The following is a 15,292-nucleotide window of genomic DNA, read 5'->3' as shown; positions in this document are numbered from 1 at the left end:
GGCAGTAATGTCATAGCCGAGTAGTACTAATAACCCGTAGGCTTATTGTACGCCGCTCTTTTTATAAGTACATATTTATTTGTATAGCTCTTTAATTATCATATATCGATGACCTTTAGCGTCTTTTTCAATATGTCAACAATATTAGTGTTGATTTTTTATAACAACCAAATCCTGAATCTACTTCAGGATAAAAATTTAAGGTGGTTATAGCGACGGGGCTCACCTCTTACCATTCCGAACAGAGTAGTTAAGCCCGTTAGCGCCGATGGTACTGCTTACTGTGGAAGAGTAGGTCGCCGCCTTTTTTGAAAACCCTTACTATCTATTAGTAAGGGTTTTTTGCTTTTTATATGGGTTTATTAGATGAGAACATTATATGAAGAAGGGTTAAAAAAAAATAATTGTCGGTCTTATTTTTTAAACATACTTTTTAATATTGTATTGATTCCAATATACAGAAGAACAATAGCAGCTATACATATAGCTATAGAAGCTATGAGTAATGGAATATAAAGTGATTTGTCCTTATTGCTTAAAGCTATATAGCTTAGTGAAGGTCCTGCAAACATACAAAGAAGACTTATACCAAGTTTTTTAACCCCCTTCATTAAAATATCTTTGTCAGTTCTGTTATTCTCGTCCATATTCTATACTTTTTCTAACGTTTTTATATTTCATTAATAGTTCTGTAGCTTTTGATTCTGGTACATTTAGTTCTTTCATAATCATTTTAATTCCTCTTTCGACTAGCTTATCATTACTTAATTGCATATCTACCATCTTATTACCTTTTACTTTTCCTATTTGTATCATAGATGTAGTAGTTATCATATTTAAAACTAATTTTTGAGCTGTTCCTGCTTTCATTCTAGAACTACCGGTCAAAAACTCTGGTCCAACAATAACTTCAATAGGTAATTTTGCTGTTTGGGATAGTGGACTATTTTTATTGCAAGTAATACAACCTGTAGCAATATTTTCTTGGTTACATTTATCTAATGTGTGAACTACATACGGTGTAGTTCCTGATGCAGCAATACCAATCACAATATCTTTTGTAGAAATATTATGAGCACGTAAATCTTCCCAGCCTTGAATTGTTGAATCTTCAGCATTTTCTACAGCCTTTCTTATAGCAGTATCTCCACCTGCAATTAGTCCAATTACTAAATCGTGTGAAACACCAAAAGTTGGAGGACATTCAGAAGCATCTAAAATCCCTAAACGTCCACTTGTACCTGCACCTATGTAAAAAATTCTTCCACCTTTTTGTAGTTTTTCAACAGCTACTTTAATTAAATTTTCTATTTGTGGTAGCGCTTTTTCAACCGCTAAAGGGACTGTTTTATCTTCATTATTAATATTAGTAATGATTTCTTTGATAGACATCTGTTCTAGATTGTCATAGTAAGAGTCTTGTTCTGTAGTTTTAGTAAAAGACATGTATTTTTAGCTTCAAAATGATAAATAAAAGTATAAAAAAAAGCTTCCCTAAAGAAGCTTTTTAAAATTATATGATGTTTATAATGTATTAATCTTATTTAACAATAGTATTAAGTACATCACTTGGTCGCATAGCGCCAGAAGCTAAATCTTCACTTGGGTAGTAATAACCATTGATATCTATTGGTTCGCCTTGACAGTCTATCAATTGATTAACTATGGTGTCTTCATTTGAAGACAACTTCTCATAAACCTCTTTAAATTCAGCTTGTAATTCGGTATCCTTAGTTTGATTAGCTAAAGCTTCAGCCCAATAAAGTGCTAAATAAAAATGGCTACCTCTATTGTCTAATTCGTTAACTTTTCTAGAAGGTCCTTTTTTGTTTTCCAATAATTTTTCAGAAGCATCATCTAAAGCTTCACCTAAAACTCTCGCTTTTTCATTACTGTTAACTTCAGCAAAATGTTCTAGAGAAACGGCTAGAGCTAAGAATTCTCCAAGAGAATCCCAACGTAAGTGATTTTCTTCAAGAAATTGTTCAACATGCTTAGGAGCAGAACCACCTGCACCAGTTTCAAATAAACCACCACCATTCATTAAAGGAACAATAGATAACATTTTAGCACTTGTACCAACTTCCAAAATTGGGAATAAATCCGTTAAATAGTCACGTAGAACGTTTCCTGTAACTGAGATAGTATCTTTACCTTCCTTAATACGCTCTAATGTAAAATTAGTAGCTTCAATAGGTGATAAGATTCTGATGTCTAAACCTGAAGTATCATGATTTGGTAAATAATGATTTACTTTTTTGATTAATTCAGCATCATGAGCTCTATTTTTATCTAACCAAAATACAGCTGGAGTTTCTGAAGCTCTCGCACGTGTAACAGCTAGTTTAATCCAATCTTGGATAGGAAGATCTTTTACCTGGCACATTCTCCAGATATCACCTTCTTCAACATCATGAGAAATTAATACTTCACCAGAAGCATCAATAACTTCAACCTTTCCGTTAGAAGCGATTTCAAAAGTTTTATCATGAGAACCGTATTCTTCAGCTTTTTGAGCCATTAACCCAATATTAGGAACAGTTCCCATAGTTGTAGGATCAAAAGCACCATGTTTTTTACAGAAATCTATAGTTGCGATATATACACCTGCGTAACTACTATCTGGAATAATAGCTTTTGTATCTTGTTGTTTCCCTTCAGCATTCCACATTTGTCCAGATGTACGAATCATTGCTGGCATAGAAGCATCAATAATAACATCACTTGGTACGTGAAGGTTTGTAATTCCTTTATCAGAGTTTACCATAGCTAAATCTGGTCCGTTTTCAAGCGCACTTTTTAAATCCGCTTCAACTTCTTCACGTTTAGCTTGTGGTAATTTTTCAAGATTATCAATAAGATTACCAAGACCATTATTTACATCGACACCAATTTCTTTGAATGTAGAGGCGTATTTTTCGAATAAAGATTTAAAGTAAGTTCTTACAGCATGACCAAAAATAATTGGGTCTGAAACCTTCATCATGGTTGCTTTCATGTGTAAGGACATTAAAACACCTTGATCTTTAGCATCTTTAATTTCTTTATCTAAGAAATTTAATAATGCTTTTTTACTCATTACAGTAGCGTCAATAATTTCACCATCAAGTAAGCCTAAATTATCTTTTAAAACAGTTTGACTGCCATTACTATCAGTATGTACTATTTTAACGCTAGTAGCATCAGTAATAGTTACTGATTTTTCATTATGTGCAAAATCTCCATCAGTCATTGTTGCGACATGAGTTTTAGAGTCTGCAGACCAAGAACCCATACTGTGTGGGTTTTTTTTAGCAAAGTTTTTTACTGCTTTTGGTGCACGCCTATCAGAATTCCCTTCTCTAAGAACTGGGTTTACTGCACTTCCTTTTACTTTATCGTAACGAGATTTTATCTCTTTTTCTTCTTCTGTTTTAGGCTCGTCAGGATAATTAGGAAGGTTGTAACCTTTAGCTTGCAATTCTTTTATAGCATCTGTTAACTGAGGAATTGAAGCACTAATATTAGGTAGTTTAATGATGTTAGCCTCAGGTTTTTTAGCTAATTCACCTAATTCAGCTAAAGCATCAGCAACTTTTTGCTCTTCCGTTAAATAATCAGGAAATACAGCTAAAATTCTGGCTGCTAAGGAAATATCTTTAGTTTCAATTGTAATACCAGAAGATTTGGTAAAGGATTGTACAATTGGTAAAAATGAACGTGTGGCTAAAGCTGGAGCTTCATCCGTTTTTGTATAAACAATCTTTGCTGTTTTGGTCATAAGTCATTAAAGTATTTAGATCGTGTAATCACTAGTTTTTAAACTGTGCAAATATACAAAAATGATAGTGTTTTGTAAGTGAGATATTAGTAGTAAACAAGGTGTTTTTTTGAGAAAATGACAATAAACTCCTTAAAGTAAAACATGTATTGTTTTTACCTTATTTTAATCTGTAAACTATTGAGTAATCCGAAGCAATTTTCTTTAGAAAATGTAGCATTTTTGATGGTGTTGTTTGCTGGATTTATGACGAAATTTTTTGCGGTAAGAAAGTCGGAACTTTCAAGGTTTGAGCTATCGAAAATAGAGTTGGTTAAATCACATTCTGAAAATGATGCATTTTGAAGATCAGACTCTGTAAAATCTATGTTATGCATCTTACAGTTATGGAATTTTATGGCCTTTAATTTTAACTGATAAAAAGATGATAAGTTTAAAGTACAACTGGTAAAACGAAAGGTCAATAGAAAATCATTACAGTTTTGAAACTGAACGCCAACCATTTTACAATCTTCAAAGATAACATCGTTAAAAACAGTATGCATGACATTGACATTACTGAAATTACAATTATAAAAATCACATTCTAAAAAGTTGATATTAGAGATATCGGAATTTTCAAAATTACAATCCGTGAAAGTACAATAGCTATACTCTGCTTTTGGAAGTGGGCTAGAGGTATAGTCTTTATTTTTAAAGTTTTGGTCGTCTATTAGTTGAAGATTCATAGAGCAAATATAAAATTTGAAAATAGAACCTTAGAGTTAGATTTGAGATTTTAAGTGAGCGTACTTTTATTTAGCTGGATATTAAAAGCAAAAAGCCATATCACTATAGTAAATACTATTCTGACATGGCTTTCTTTTTGAAACAATACTAACGTGACTTATTTAGTTTTACCTAAATCGGCTGATTGGCTTACACCATCATCCTTTTCAGTTCAAGTGTTCTTGCTTCAGTGAAACGTTTCATATCTTTCAAAATGTATTGACCTGATATTACTCGGTTTCGTGAGTTTGCTTTTCCTTGATGTTTTTTCTTTTACCAACCACTTTCGTGATTCATACGTTCTAAAAACATTGCTCTTCCTTTTCACGTTCACTTTCGATTCCGCTACTTCTTCAAAGCTTTCCACTTTCTCTTTAAAACCTACTAATGTATGTTTTAAAATTTAGCTTCTTGGCTAATTTTACCTCACTTGACTACACAAGCGGCTCTTTAACCTCCGAAAAACAACTTCAATAAATAAAGAACTAAATCTCTATCTCACAATTAACACTAATTTAAAATTTCTTTTAAAACCAAACAAAGTTTGTTGTTGATTGTTTAGCTAATTTAAAACATAATTATGAAATATTTATTTTTTTAACGTTTTAGATATAAACAATTTATAAACCAGACTTATTAACAATAGTTAATAAACTAAAAAAAGCCCTCATAAATGAGAGCTTTTTGTAATGTTATGTGAGTAGAATTATCTTCTAACTTCTTTGATTCTTGCTTTTTTACCAGTAAGACCTCTAAAGTAGAATATACGTGCTCTACGTACTTTACCTCTTTTATTAACTTCAACTTTTTGTAAAGCTGGTAAGTTAACTGGGAAGATACGCTCTACACCAACAGTTCCTGACATTTTACGGATTGTAAAAGTTTCTGAAGTACCAGAACCTTTACGTTGTAATACTACACCTTTAAAGAACTGTGTACGTGTTTTAGCACCTTCTTTAATTTCGTAGTATACTGTGATTGTATCACCAGCACTAAATTCTGGAAGATCTTTACGGGTTACAAATTCGTCTTGTACAAATTTTACTAAAGAATTCATTTTGTTTTGTTTAATGGTTATTCCAAATCAACATTCACGATTTTCGCCAGAGGTTAACCTAAAATTGGCTGCAAAGATAATTATTAATTAGTAATTGACAATTAATAATGAATAATTTTAAAGTAATTATTCATCTAGTAAGTCTGGTCGTCTTTCCTTGGTACGTTGATAAGCTTGTTCTTCGCGCCATTTTTCTATTTCTGGAAAGTTGCCACTAAATAAAATCTCTGGTACTTTCATGCCGTTATAATCTCTTGGTCTGGTATAAATTGGTGGTGCTAACAAATTATCCTGAAACGAATCGGTTAGGGCAGAAGTCTCATTACCCAAAACACCAGGAATTAATCGTATTACGGCATCGCATAAAACTGCAGCACCCAACTCACCACCAGACAACACATAATCACCAATTGATATTTCTCGAGTAATGAACTTATCACGAACGCGTTGATCGACACCTTTATAATGACCACAAAGAATGATGATGTTTTCTTTTAAAGACACTTGGTTGGTAATACTTTGATTAAGTCGCTCACCGTCTGGTGTCATATAAATTATTTCATCATATTTTCTTTCTGCTTGTAAACCAGAGATACATTTATCTATAGGCTCTATTAACATTACCATACCAGCACCACCACCAAATTGGTAATCGTCTACTGATTTGTAGTTGTCTGTAGTGTAATCTCTAAGGTTATGAAAATGTACTTCTACCAAACCAGAATCTATAGCACGTTTAAGAATTGAAGCTTCAAATGGACTTTTTAAAAGTTCTGGTAGTACGGTTATAATATCTATGCGCATTGTAGTTCTAAATAGAATGCAAAGGTAGGGCTAATTGAGGGATTTTTTTTAAGATACTTTATAGCAACAAAAAATCCGCAACACTAGTTGCGGATTTTCAATTTAATCTTTAGAAAGTTTCTTTGCTTGTGAAGAACTTTTCTGTTATGCTTTATTCTTATTCAGCTCGTCTTGGAGTTGACGTCTTACTTTTTGTTCACGCTCTAAAGCTGTACGTCTGTGTTCTTCGTATTCAGCTTCAACTTCTTCTAGTTTATGTTTAGCGTCTCTGGTAAGAGAGTTACTGTTTTTAAACTTATAGATAAAGAATAATAATAAGCCAGCTAAACCAGCAATAATGCACCACATTAATACTTTATAGCTTGCTTTACTCATTTGTGCACCAAACAGTGAAATACTGTCTTTTTCTTCGTTTGTGTCGTTTAGAGTAGATTGTGTATTAGATAAGCTTGTTTTTAAACTTTCAATTTCGTTGGCCTGAGATTCTACCACTGCTTTTGTATCGGCCAAGTTTTTGTGAAAAGCAGCCAAGGTATCCATGGTGTGCGCTTTTAAACTGTATAGCCAAGTTCTTTTTACCACTTTGTATTCTTGGTATTTTCCCGATTTTTGAATGACATATTCAAACTGGTTATCTATGGTACCTTCATTAAGGGATAGCTTTTCGTCGTCGTCATCGGTTTGCGCGTTTACAGAAAAAAAGCTAAACGTAACTAAAAGAATTACAGTGGCTTTGGTTAAGAACTTCATCTTAGACGTATTTTTTTGAGTTTGTTAGATTAATTGTCTGCCAAGATAATAATTTTATGTCTTTATCATAAAATATTACAAAACAAATAGCCTATCAAAATTTGAAAGGCTAATTAATATACGGACCAAACTATTTTTTGGATGTTTGGGCTAAAATTATGTTAGAAAACACCTTTCTTAAAACAAAAAAATCTTGCCAAACGACAAGATTTTTCAGGTTTTCCTTTTTCAGTAATTCTAATAGTAAGTATAGCGTCTTACTTTAGAAATGTATTTTGCTAGGCGGATAACTTGATGGCTATAACCATATTCATTATCATACCATATATATAGAATAACATTTTTACCATCTTCTCTAACAATAGTAGCTTTACTATCATAAATAGAAGGAGCAGAGCTACCAACAATATCGCTAGATACAAGTTCGTCGCTCATTTCATATTTTATTTGTTCAACCAAATCGCCTTCAAGTGCATATTTTTTCATGATGGTGTTCATGGTTTCTACAGAAGTTTCTTTTTCTAATTCTAAATTTAGAATAGCTAAAGATCCGTTAGGAACAGGTACTCTAATAGCGTTTGAAGTTAGCTTTCCTTCAAGTGAAGGCAAGGCTTTACTAACAGCTTTACCAGCTCCTGTTTCGGTGATGACCATATTTAATCCTGCAGCACGACCACGTCTGTATTTTTTATGGAAGTTATCCACTAAATTTTGATCGTTAGTGTAAGCATGAATTGTTTCTAAATGCCCGGATTTAATGCCGAAAGAATCTTCAACAGCTTTTAAAATCGGGGTAATAGCATTTGTAGTACAAGACGCTGCAGAGAAAATTTTGACCTTGTCAGGGTTGTTTTGTAAGTGATTAACACCATGAACGATGTTTGGCACTCCTTTTCCTGGCGCGGTTAGTAAAACTTTATCCACTCCTTTAGACTTTAAATGTCTGTTTAAAGCGTCACTGTCTCTAAATGCGCCAGTATTATCAATAACCAAAGCGTTGTTAATACCATATTTGGTGTAATCAATATCTTCAGGTGCATTAGCAGAAATGATATTCACTGTAGTACCGTTAATAATTAAAGCTTCATTTTTTACATCAACACTTACCATACCAGAGAAATCCCCGTGTACAGAGTCGTTTCTAAGTAAAGAAGCTCTTTTCTCTAAAACTGTTTCATCAATTGCACCTCTAGTCACAATAGCTCTAAGACGTAATTGATTCCCTTTTCCGGTACGAGTCATAAGCTCACGAGCTACCAAGCGACCTATTCTTCCAAACCCATAAAGTACCACATCTTTAGGCTCTATGGTTTTATTGTCTTTAGCATTACCTAGTTTAGCTGCGACAAAAGCTGTAGCATTGCTGTACTTTTGGTCTTCTAAATGAAACTCATAAGTCAGTTTACCAATGTCTAATTTTGCAGGTGGTAAATCTAAAGCGCTAATGGCTTGAGCAATTTCAACAGAATCGAAGATAGAAATTGGTTTTTGAACAAATTCACCTGCGTATTCATGCAGATTTAAAATTTCGCTCACATTTCTGTCGATTAATTGATTTCTGAAAATGACAAGTTCAATAGACTTATCGTACCATAAATCGCTTACAATTTTAATAAATTCGACCGTTGCTCTACGACGATCGGCTTGAAACGCTAACTCTTTTTCGTAAGTGTCGTTAAAACCCATTTTTTTATTGGTTTAATATAGATTGATTTTGGGCAAAAATACAGATTTCAAACGTTTTCGTAACGCTTTTTATCGAAAATAAAAACCCTTCAAAGAATTACACTTTGAAGGGCTGATTTTATCGGGATTTTAAGATTTTTATCTAAAAATTATAGATTACTTTCTCACCTTCCTTATTAATTATTTCAATCTGTAGAGGTTCATTATATCCTCTGGATTTCATTGCATTTTGAGCATCATCTACAGAATAGAGTTTTTTACCATTTATTTTCGTAATTATACTCCCTTCTTCAATACCATTCTGATTCCAGTAGAACTTGTGTTTATCACTATTGAATTCTGAAATCTTTACTCCATATTCTGTGTTGTTCTTTTTTAATTCATCTTTTGAAACATTTTTCACTATACCAATTGGTTGTAAAATAGCTGTTGTAGGTTTTAAAAGAGTTACAGCAAGTGTTTCTTCATCTCCATCTCTAAGTAATGTTACGTTTACTACATCATTAGGACTTTTAGTTTTTAAGTATCCTGTTAAATCTGAAAATTTATTGATTTTTACTCCATCAATTTTTCTGATAATATCTCCTGATCTAATTCCTGCTTCTTTTGCTCCAGTATCTTCTTGTACTTCACTAACGTAAAAACCTTGAGTGATATCTGTACCAAGCTCTTCAGCACTTTTACTATTTAAAGCACCACCAACAACACCAAGAATACCGTTTTGTACATTACCATACTCCATAATATCATTTACAATTTTACGTGCTATATTACTTGGAACCGCAAAAGAATAGCCGATGTAAGAGCCTGTTTGAGATGAAATAGCTGTATTAATACCAATTAAATCTCCGTTAGTGTTTACTAGAGCACCACCAGAATTTCCTGGATTTACAGCAGCATCGGTTTGAATAAATGATTGCATATTCTGACCAGATAAATCTCTAGACTTAGCACTAATAATTCCAGCTGTAACGGTAGAGTTTAAGTTAAAAGGGTTACCAACAGCTAAAACCCATTCACCAATTTTAGCGCTATCAGAATCTCCGAAAGCCATGTATGGTAAATCTTCATCAGCATCGATTTTCAATAAAGCAATATCGGTAGCCTCATCTGTACCAATAAGCTCAGCCATATATGTTTTATTGTTGTTTAAAGTGATACTGATTTCGTTTGCGTTTTTAATTACGTGATTATTGGTGACTATAAAACCTGTAGGTGAAATAATTACGCCACTACCAGTACCGACTTGTGCTCTTGGTTGGGTTCTTCCAAAGAACAAGTCTTGCATACTCATAGGAGCGTTTACAATAGCTGTATTTTTAACATGTACAACAGCATGTATAGATTTTTCTGCAGCGTCTACAAAATCAGGTGCAATTGCCGCAGTATTATTTAATGTATTAATGGAATTGTTTGTTGGAACAAAAACAGGAAAATCAGATTTTTGTTCAATAGCTAGGGCATTATTGTCTTCTTCTACAAAAAGCTTGTAGCCGCCTAAAGTTAATAGTCCACCTAATGCCGAAACGCAAATCAATGTTAGAATCTTCTTCATACTTTTTTCAGATTTAAGTTTAACTTTTGTAATTAATTGTCTCTTTTTAACGATTAAAGTTAGATATTTATTGAATTTTAGTTTTCATTTTAACGACTATTTAACGCCAAATTTAACGACGCTTTAACAAGCCATTTTACAGCCTAATATTATTATATTTGTTGCCTATTATGACAATGACATTTTATAAATATCAAGGAACAGGTAACGATTTTATTATCGTTGATAATCGCGATTTATCCATAGACAAAAATGATACCAAACGTATTGCAGAATTGTGCCATAGACGTTTTGGCATTGGTGCAGACGGTTTTATCTTATTAGAGAATGACGAAAATTCAGATTTTAAAATGGTCTATTATAATTCTGATGGAAATCAAAGTACCATGTGTGGTAATGGTGGACGATGTATTGTGGCCTTTGCAAAGTTTCTTGGTGTTATTAAAGATGAAACGGAATTCGTAGCTATTGACGGTTTGCACAAGGCAAAAGTAGATAATGCTATTGTGCATTTACAAATGCAAGACGTTTCTACAATTGAAAATTTTGACAATCATACATTTTTAAATACAGGTTCTCCTCATCATGTAGAAATGGTATCAGATATCAAGAATTACAATGTGAAGGATAATGGTTCAAAAATCCGTTATGGATCACCTTATAATGAAGCCGGAAGTAATGTCAATTTTGTAGAACAACTATCTTCTGATAGTTTTGCTGTTAGAACTTACGAGCGTGGAGTAGAAGACGAAACTTACTCTTGTGGTACAGGTGTTACTGCTGTAGCTTTAGCGATGTATAACAATAAAAACACTGAAAGTCAAACGGTGAATTTAGAAACACCCGGAGGAAAACTTAAGGTAACTTTTGATGTTGAAAATAATAACTACAACAACATTTGGTTAATAGGACCTGCACAACAAGTTTTTAAAGGAGAGATAGAGTGGTAAGTTTAAAAGGCGAACATATTTACCTAAGAGCTTTAGAACCCGAAGACTTAGATTTTATCTACGAGGTTGAGAATGACACTGCACTTTGGCATCATAGTCATACCCAAACTCCATATTCACGCTTTTTAATAAAGCAGTATCTTGAAAATGCTCAGCAAGATATTTTTGAAGCCAAACAATTGCGTTTAGCTATTTGCGATAAAACAGCACAGACAATAGGTTTGATAGATCTTTTTGATTTCGACCCAAAAAACAAACGTGCAGGCATCGGTATTCTTATTAAAGATGCTGATAATAGAAATAAAGGTATAGGCAAAGAAGCTTTAGAGCTTTTGGTTAATTATTGTTTTGAAGCGTTACATCTTCATCAAGTTTATGCAAACATTTCTGAAGGTAACACTGCCAGTTTAAAATTGTTCGAGAATAACGGTTTTAAAAAAATAGGATTGAAAAAAGACTGGAGCTATAACGGTCATAACTTTACAAACGAATATATTTTACAGCGTATTAACGATTAATTATGTACATTAAAAAAATTCTTTGGGCAATAGCTCTAATAGGTCTTGTGGTTTTTGGTCTTTTTGCCTATTACATTTATGGAGCCATGTTTCAACCTAACACAAACTTCAATAATGAAACCGCATATATTTATGTGCCAACTAATGCTACTTATGCAGAAGTACGTGAACAGCTGGCGCCGTTATTAGATGATATTGATAGCTTTGATGCTTTAGCTCAACAAAAAAAGTATACTACAAATATTAAAGCTGGTCGTTTTGCGATTTCAAAAGGAATGAATAATAATGACATTATAAATTCCATTAGAAGTAAAAATTTACCATTAAAAATAGCTTTTAATAATCAAAATAGTTTGGCTGATTTAGCAGGAAGAATTGGTTCTCAAATTGAAGCGGATAGCCTTTCGCTTTATAAGGCCATGACAGATAAAGACTTTTTATCAAAAAATGGATTTACAAAAGCTACAGCCTTAGGAATGTATTTACCGAACAGTTATGAGTTTTTTTGGAACACATCTGCAGAAGCTTTCAGAGAAAGAATGCTTACTGAATACAATCGTTTTTGGACGGATACAAGAAAAGCTCAAGCGAAAAAGCAGAACTTATCTCCAAGTGAAGTCATAACTTTAGCTTCTATTGTTCATGAAGAATCTAAACAAGCTGACGAACAACCAAGAGTTGCAGGTGTGTATCTCAATAGATTAAGGTTGGGCATGGCATTACAAGCAGATCCTACACTAAAATTTGCAGCTTATCAATTGCCAAAATATAAGAATACTGTTATACGTCGTGTTTTAAATGTACACAAAGAAATAAACTCTCCTTATAATACTTATATGTATAATGGTTTACCACCAGGACCAATCGCTATGCCAGATTTGTCTGCTATTAAAGCAGTTTTAAATCCAGAAAAACATAGTTACCTTTATTTTGCTGCAGATGCTAACCGTATAGGTTATCACAAATTCGCTAAGACTTTGGCGCAGCATAATAATAATGCGCGTGAGTATCAAAGGTATTTGTCTTCCCAAGGCATAAACAAATAATATTTGAAGTGGTTGTGCTACATAACTTTATTTATAGGTAGTTTAGGGTTTTCTCAATCCAAGCTCAATCAGTTTTTAAAACCAAGTGATACACTTCACAAATCTAGAAGAAATACTGTTGCTATTGCAGAAACTTCATTAGGATTGGCTACTCTTGTTGGACTGAATCAATTATGGTATGCTGATTATCCAAAATCGAGTTTCAAAACGATTGATGATAGTGGTGAATGGCTTCAGATGGATAAATTAGGTCATGTATTTTCTTCATATCAATTGGGTAGGATAGGAGCTAATACATTACATTGGGCTGGAGTAAGTAAAAAAGACCAACTACTTTATGGCTCTACATTAGGTTTAGGTTTTTTAACTGCTGTTGAAATAATGGATGGTTTTTCTGAAGAATGGGGTTTCTCTTGGTCGGATATGGCTGCTAATGCAGCTGGAACAGGATTGTATGCTGGACAAGAACTATTATGGAACGAACAGCGAATAGTAATGAAATACTCATTTCATTCTACACAATATGCTTCTCAAAGACCAGATAAGTTAGGAGATGGTTTTACTGAAGAGTTTTTAAAAGATTATAATGGACAGACGTATTGGTTAAGTGCAAATATTAATTCATTTTTTAAAAGTGAAAAAATCCCAAATTGGTTGAATCTTGCTTTTGGATATGGAGCAGATGGAATGCTGACAGGTGAGGCCAATGATCCCTTATTTTCAAACCAAAATAGAACACGTCAATACTACCTAAGTCTAGATGTAGATTTAACCCGAATTAAGACAAATTCTCACTTCCTAAAAACAATTTTTGACGTTTTTAATGTTATTAAGGTGCCTTTTCCTACTTTAGAAATGAACTCCCATGGTCGGATAAAATGGCATTATATCTACTTTTAAGTTAAAATTTTAACACTTAAAAGGTTGATTTTCAATAACTGAAAAAAAGTCGTATATTTGCACCCGAATTTTGCAAAGCCAAAAAATTGAAAAATTACTTTGCATTAAAGGTTAACTGTTATGATAAAAAATAGCGTTAAGAATTTTATTTTACCATTTACAATCTGTGTATTTATTGCTTTAGGTCTATACCCAGATTCCGCTCTTAATCCTGAGGCATATTCTACTGAAGGTTTAGAATTAAACTACAATATTTCTAAAGATTTGGCTGTAGTTACAGATAACCATACTGTAAAGCCAAACATATTTACACCACACTTAGGAAAATCTTTTGAAGGTTTTAAAGAAGCTTTAGCGTTTAAAGAATCTAGAGGAAATTATTTTACCGTTAATACGTTAGGCTATTTAGGAAAATATCAATTTGGTTCTGAGACATTAAAGATATTAGGTATCTATACTCCAAATCAGTTTTTGTACAATCCAGAATTACAAGAGAAAGCGTTTATTGCTAATGCATCTCGTAATAAATGGGTATTAAGAAAAGACATCAAACGATTTGAAGGTAAAGTTATAGGTGGCGTGAAAGTAACAGAATCTGGTATATTGGCAGCTGCACATCTTGCTGGTCCTGGTAGCGTAAAAAAGTTTTTACGTAGTTATGGAGGTAACAACTTTGCAGATGCTTACGGTTCTACGGTAAAGCATTATATGAAAAAGTTTTCAGGATACGATACTTCTATCATAGAGCCTAACAAGAAAGCTAGAGTTACTTTATAGTTTTCAATCCTTTTGAATTATAAAAATTGCAGGTCTCTTGTGAAGATCCTCTTTGTTATGTTTCCAATCTTTTGCTGCTTTTGTTTTTATGAATTCAGTTGGTAAAGTTAAATCACAGGCTACAGAAACCCTAGTGTTTGGCTGAAGTGTATTGACTAAATCTTCAAGCATTTTCATATTTCTGTATGGTGTTTCAATAAAAATCTGTGCTTGGTTTTGCTCAAAAGATAAGCGTTCTAGAGTTTTTAATTTGGCTTTTCTTTCCCCTTTATCAATAGGTAAATAACCATTAAAGGTAAAACTTTGTCCATTCATACCAGATCCCATTAACGCTAGTAGTATAGAAGATGGGCCAACTAATGGAACAACTCTTATGTCCATTTGATGTGCAAGACGAACAATATCTGCACCAGGATCTGCAATAGCAGGACAGCCCGCTTCAGATAATAACCCAACAGAAATACCTTCTAAACAGTCGTTCAGATATGTGTTTCGTTCAGCTTCGGTAGTGTATTTGTTTAATACTTTAAGCTTTAGGGAAGGTTGTGATTTTCCGGGTGAAATACGTTTTATAAAACGACGTGCTGTTTTTTCATTTTCAACTATATAAAAGTCTAAATTTTCAATAGTTTTTTTGATGGAAATTGGTAAAACTTCCAAAGGCGGGTTATCTCCCAAACGGGTAGGAATAAGGTAAAGCTTCCCTTTTGAATCAGTCATT

General features: G+C 33.1%; 15 protein-coding genes and 1 rRNA gene. 6 read left to right on the top strand and 10 right to left on the bottom strand.

Annotation, left to right across the window (positions count from 1 at the left end; translation table 11 throughout):
• Positions 1-199 precede the first annotated feature (199 nt).
• Positions 200-308 (top strand): 5S ribosomal RNA (rrf, locus tag QGM60_RS15045).
• 105 nt (positions 309-413) lie between these two features.
• Here rrf and QGM60_RS15040 read toward each other — a convergent pair.
• The 9 genes from QGM60_RS15040 to QGM60_RS15000 form a co-directional block, all read right to left on the bottom strand.
• The gene (locus QGM60_RS15040) at positions 414-647 is read right to left on the bottom strand and encodes a DUF6095 family protein (protein ID WP_281141069.1); all 234 of its coding nucleotides are present in this window, start codon (positions 645-647) and stop codon (positions 414-416) included.
• A complete protein-coding gene (gene murQ / locus QGM60_RS15035; protein ID WP_281141068.1) occupies positions 634-1,446 on the bottom strand; it encodes an N-acetylmuramic acid 6-phosphate etherase in 813 nt (270 codons plus the stop codon). The genes QGM60_RS15040 and murQ overlap by 14 nt, the downstream gene beginning before the upstream one ends.
• 94 nt (positions 1,447-1,540) lie before the next feature.
• On the bottom strand, positions 1,541-3,760 hold the full coding sequence (locus tag QGM60_RS15030; RefSeq protein WP_281141067.1) for an NADP-dependent isocitrate dehydrogenase: 2,220 nt from the start codon (positions 3,758-3,760) through the stop codon (positions 1,541-1,543).
• A 155-nt stretch (positions 3,761-3,915) separates the two neighbouring features.
• Positions 3,916-4,488 (bottom strand): pentapeptide repeat-containing protein, encoded by a 573-nt coding sequence (locus QGM60_RS15025; protein WP_281141066.1) that lies wholly within the window; start codon positions 4,486-4,488, stop codon positions 3,916-3,918.
• 746 nt (positions 4,489-5,234) lie between these two features.
• Positions 5,235-5,585, bottom strand: a complete 351-nt coding sequence (rplS, locus tag QGM60_RS15020) for a 50S ribosomal protein L19 (protein WP_281141065.1) — start codon at positions 5,583-5,585, stop codon at positions 5,235-5,237.
• A 126-nt stretch (positions 5,586-5,711) separates the two neighbouring features.
• The gene (gene trmD / locus QGM60_RS15015) at positions 5,712-6,389 is read right to left on the bottom strand and encodes a tRNA (guanosine(37)-N1)-methyltransferase TrmD (protein WP_281141064.1); all 678 of its coding nucleotides are present in this window, start codon (positions 6,387-6,389) and stop codon (positions 5,712-5,714) included.
• Positions 6,390-6,533: 144 nt separating this feature from the next.
• Positions 6,534-7,139: a tRNA (guanine-N1)-methyltransferase gene (locus QGM60_RS15010; RefSeq protein WP_281141063.1), complete on the bottom strand. Its 606-nt coding sequence runs from the start codon at positions 7,137-7,139 to the stop codon at positions 6,534-6,536.
• 237 nt (positions 7,140-7,376) lie between these two features.
• On the bottom strand, positions 7,377-8,825 hold the full coding sequence (locus tag QGM60_RS15005; RefSeq protein ID WP_281141062.1) for a glyceraldehyde-3-phosphate dehydrogenase: 1,449 nt from the start codon (positions 8,823-8,825) through the stop codon (positions 7,377-7,379).
• A 142-nt stretch (positions 8,826-8,967) separates the two neighbouring features.
• Positions 8,968-10,380 carry a trypsin-like peptidase domain-containing protein gene (locus tag QGM60_RS15000; RefSeq protein WP_281141061.1) on the bottom strand — a complete coding sequence of 471 codons (1,413 nt, stop codon included), beginning with the start codon at positions 10,378-10,380 and terminating at the stop codon, positions 8,968-8,970.
• Between the two features lie 170 nt (positions 10,381-10,550).
• Between QGM60_RS15000 and dapF the strand changes: the two genes are divergently transcribed.
• The 5 genes from dapF (at position 10,551) to QGM60_RS14975 (ending at position 14,571) form a co-directional block, all read left to right on the top strand.
• The gene (gene dapF, locus QGM60_RS14995) at positions 10,551-11,330 is read left to right on the top strand and encodes a diaminopimelate epimerase (RefSeq protein ID WP_281141060.1); all 780 of its coding nucleotides are present in this window, start codon (positions 10,551-10,553) and stop codon (positions 11,328-11,330) included.
• Positions 11,324-11,848, top strand: a complete 525-nt coding sequence (locus tag QGM60_RS14990) for a GNAT family N-acetyltransferase (protein ID WP_281141059.1) — start codon at positions 11,324-11,326, stop codon at positions 11,846-11,848. Before dapF ends, QGM60_RS14990 begins: the two co-directional genes overlap by 7 nt.
• Before the next feature lie 2 nt (positions 11,849-11,850).
• Positions 11,851-12,894, top strand: coding sequence for an endolytic transglycosylase MltG (gene mltG, locus QGM60_RS14985; protein WP_281141058.1), 1,044 nt, complete (start codon positions 11,851-11,853; stop codon positions 12,892-12,894).
• A gap of 12 nt (positions 12,895-12,906) precedes the next feature.
• Entirely contained in the window at positions 12,907-13,794 is an 888-nt protein-coding gene (locus QGM60_RS14980; protein ID WP_281141075.1) for a DUF2279 domain-containing protein, read from the top strand.
• Between the two features lie 120 nt (positions 13,795-13,914).
• Complete coding sequence (locus QGM60_RS14975; protein ID WP_281141057.1) at positions 13,915-14,571, top strand: peptidoglycan-binding protein LysM; 657 nt, start codon at positions 13,915-13,917, stop codon at positions 14,569-14,571.
• A 3-nt stretch (positions 14,572-14,574) separates the two neighbouring features.
• Here the strand turns inward: QGM60_RS14975 and QGM60_RS14970 are convergent, their stop codons facing one another.
• Positions 14,575-15,291: an SAM-dependent methyltransferase gene (locus tag QGM60_RS14970; protein ID WP_281141056.1), complete on the bottom strand. Its 717-nt coding sequence runs from the start codon at positions 15,289-15,291 to the stop codon at positions 14,575-14,577.
• Position 15,292: the final 1 nt, after the last annotated feature.

It is taken from the genome of Winogradskyella sp. SYSU M77433 (genome assembly GCF_029911945.1).
Classification (GTDB): domain Bacteria; phylum Bacteroidota; class Bacteroidia; order Flavobacteriales; family Flavobacteriaceae; genus Winogradskyella.
Note: the sequence above shows the minus strand (reverse complement) of the source record. Positions and strands in the feature narration are given on the sequence as shown.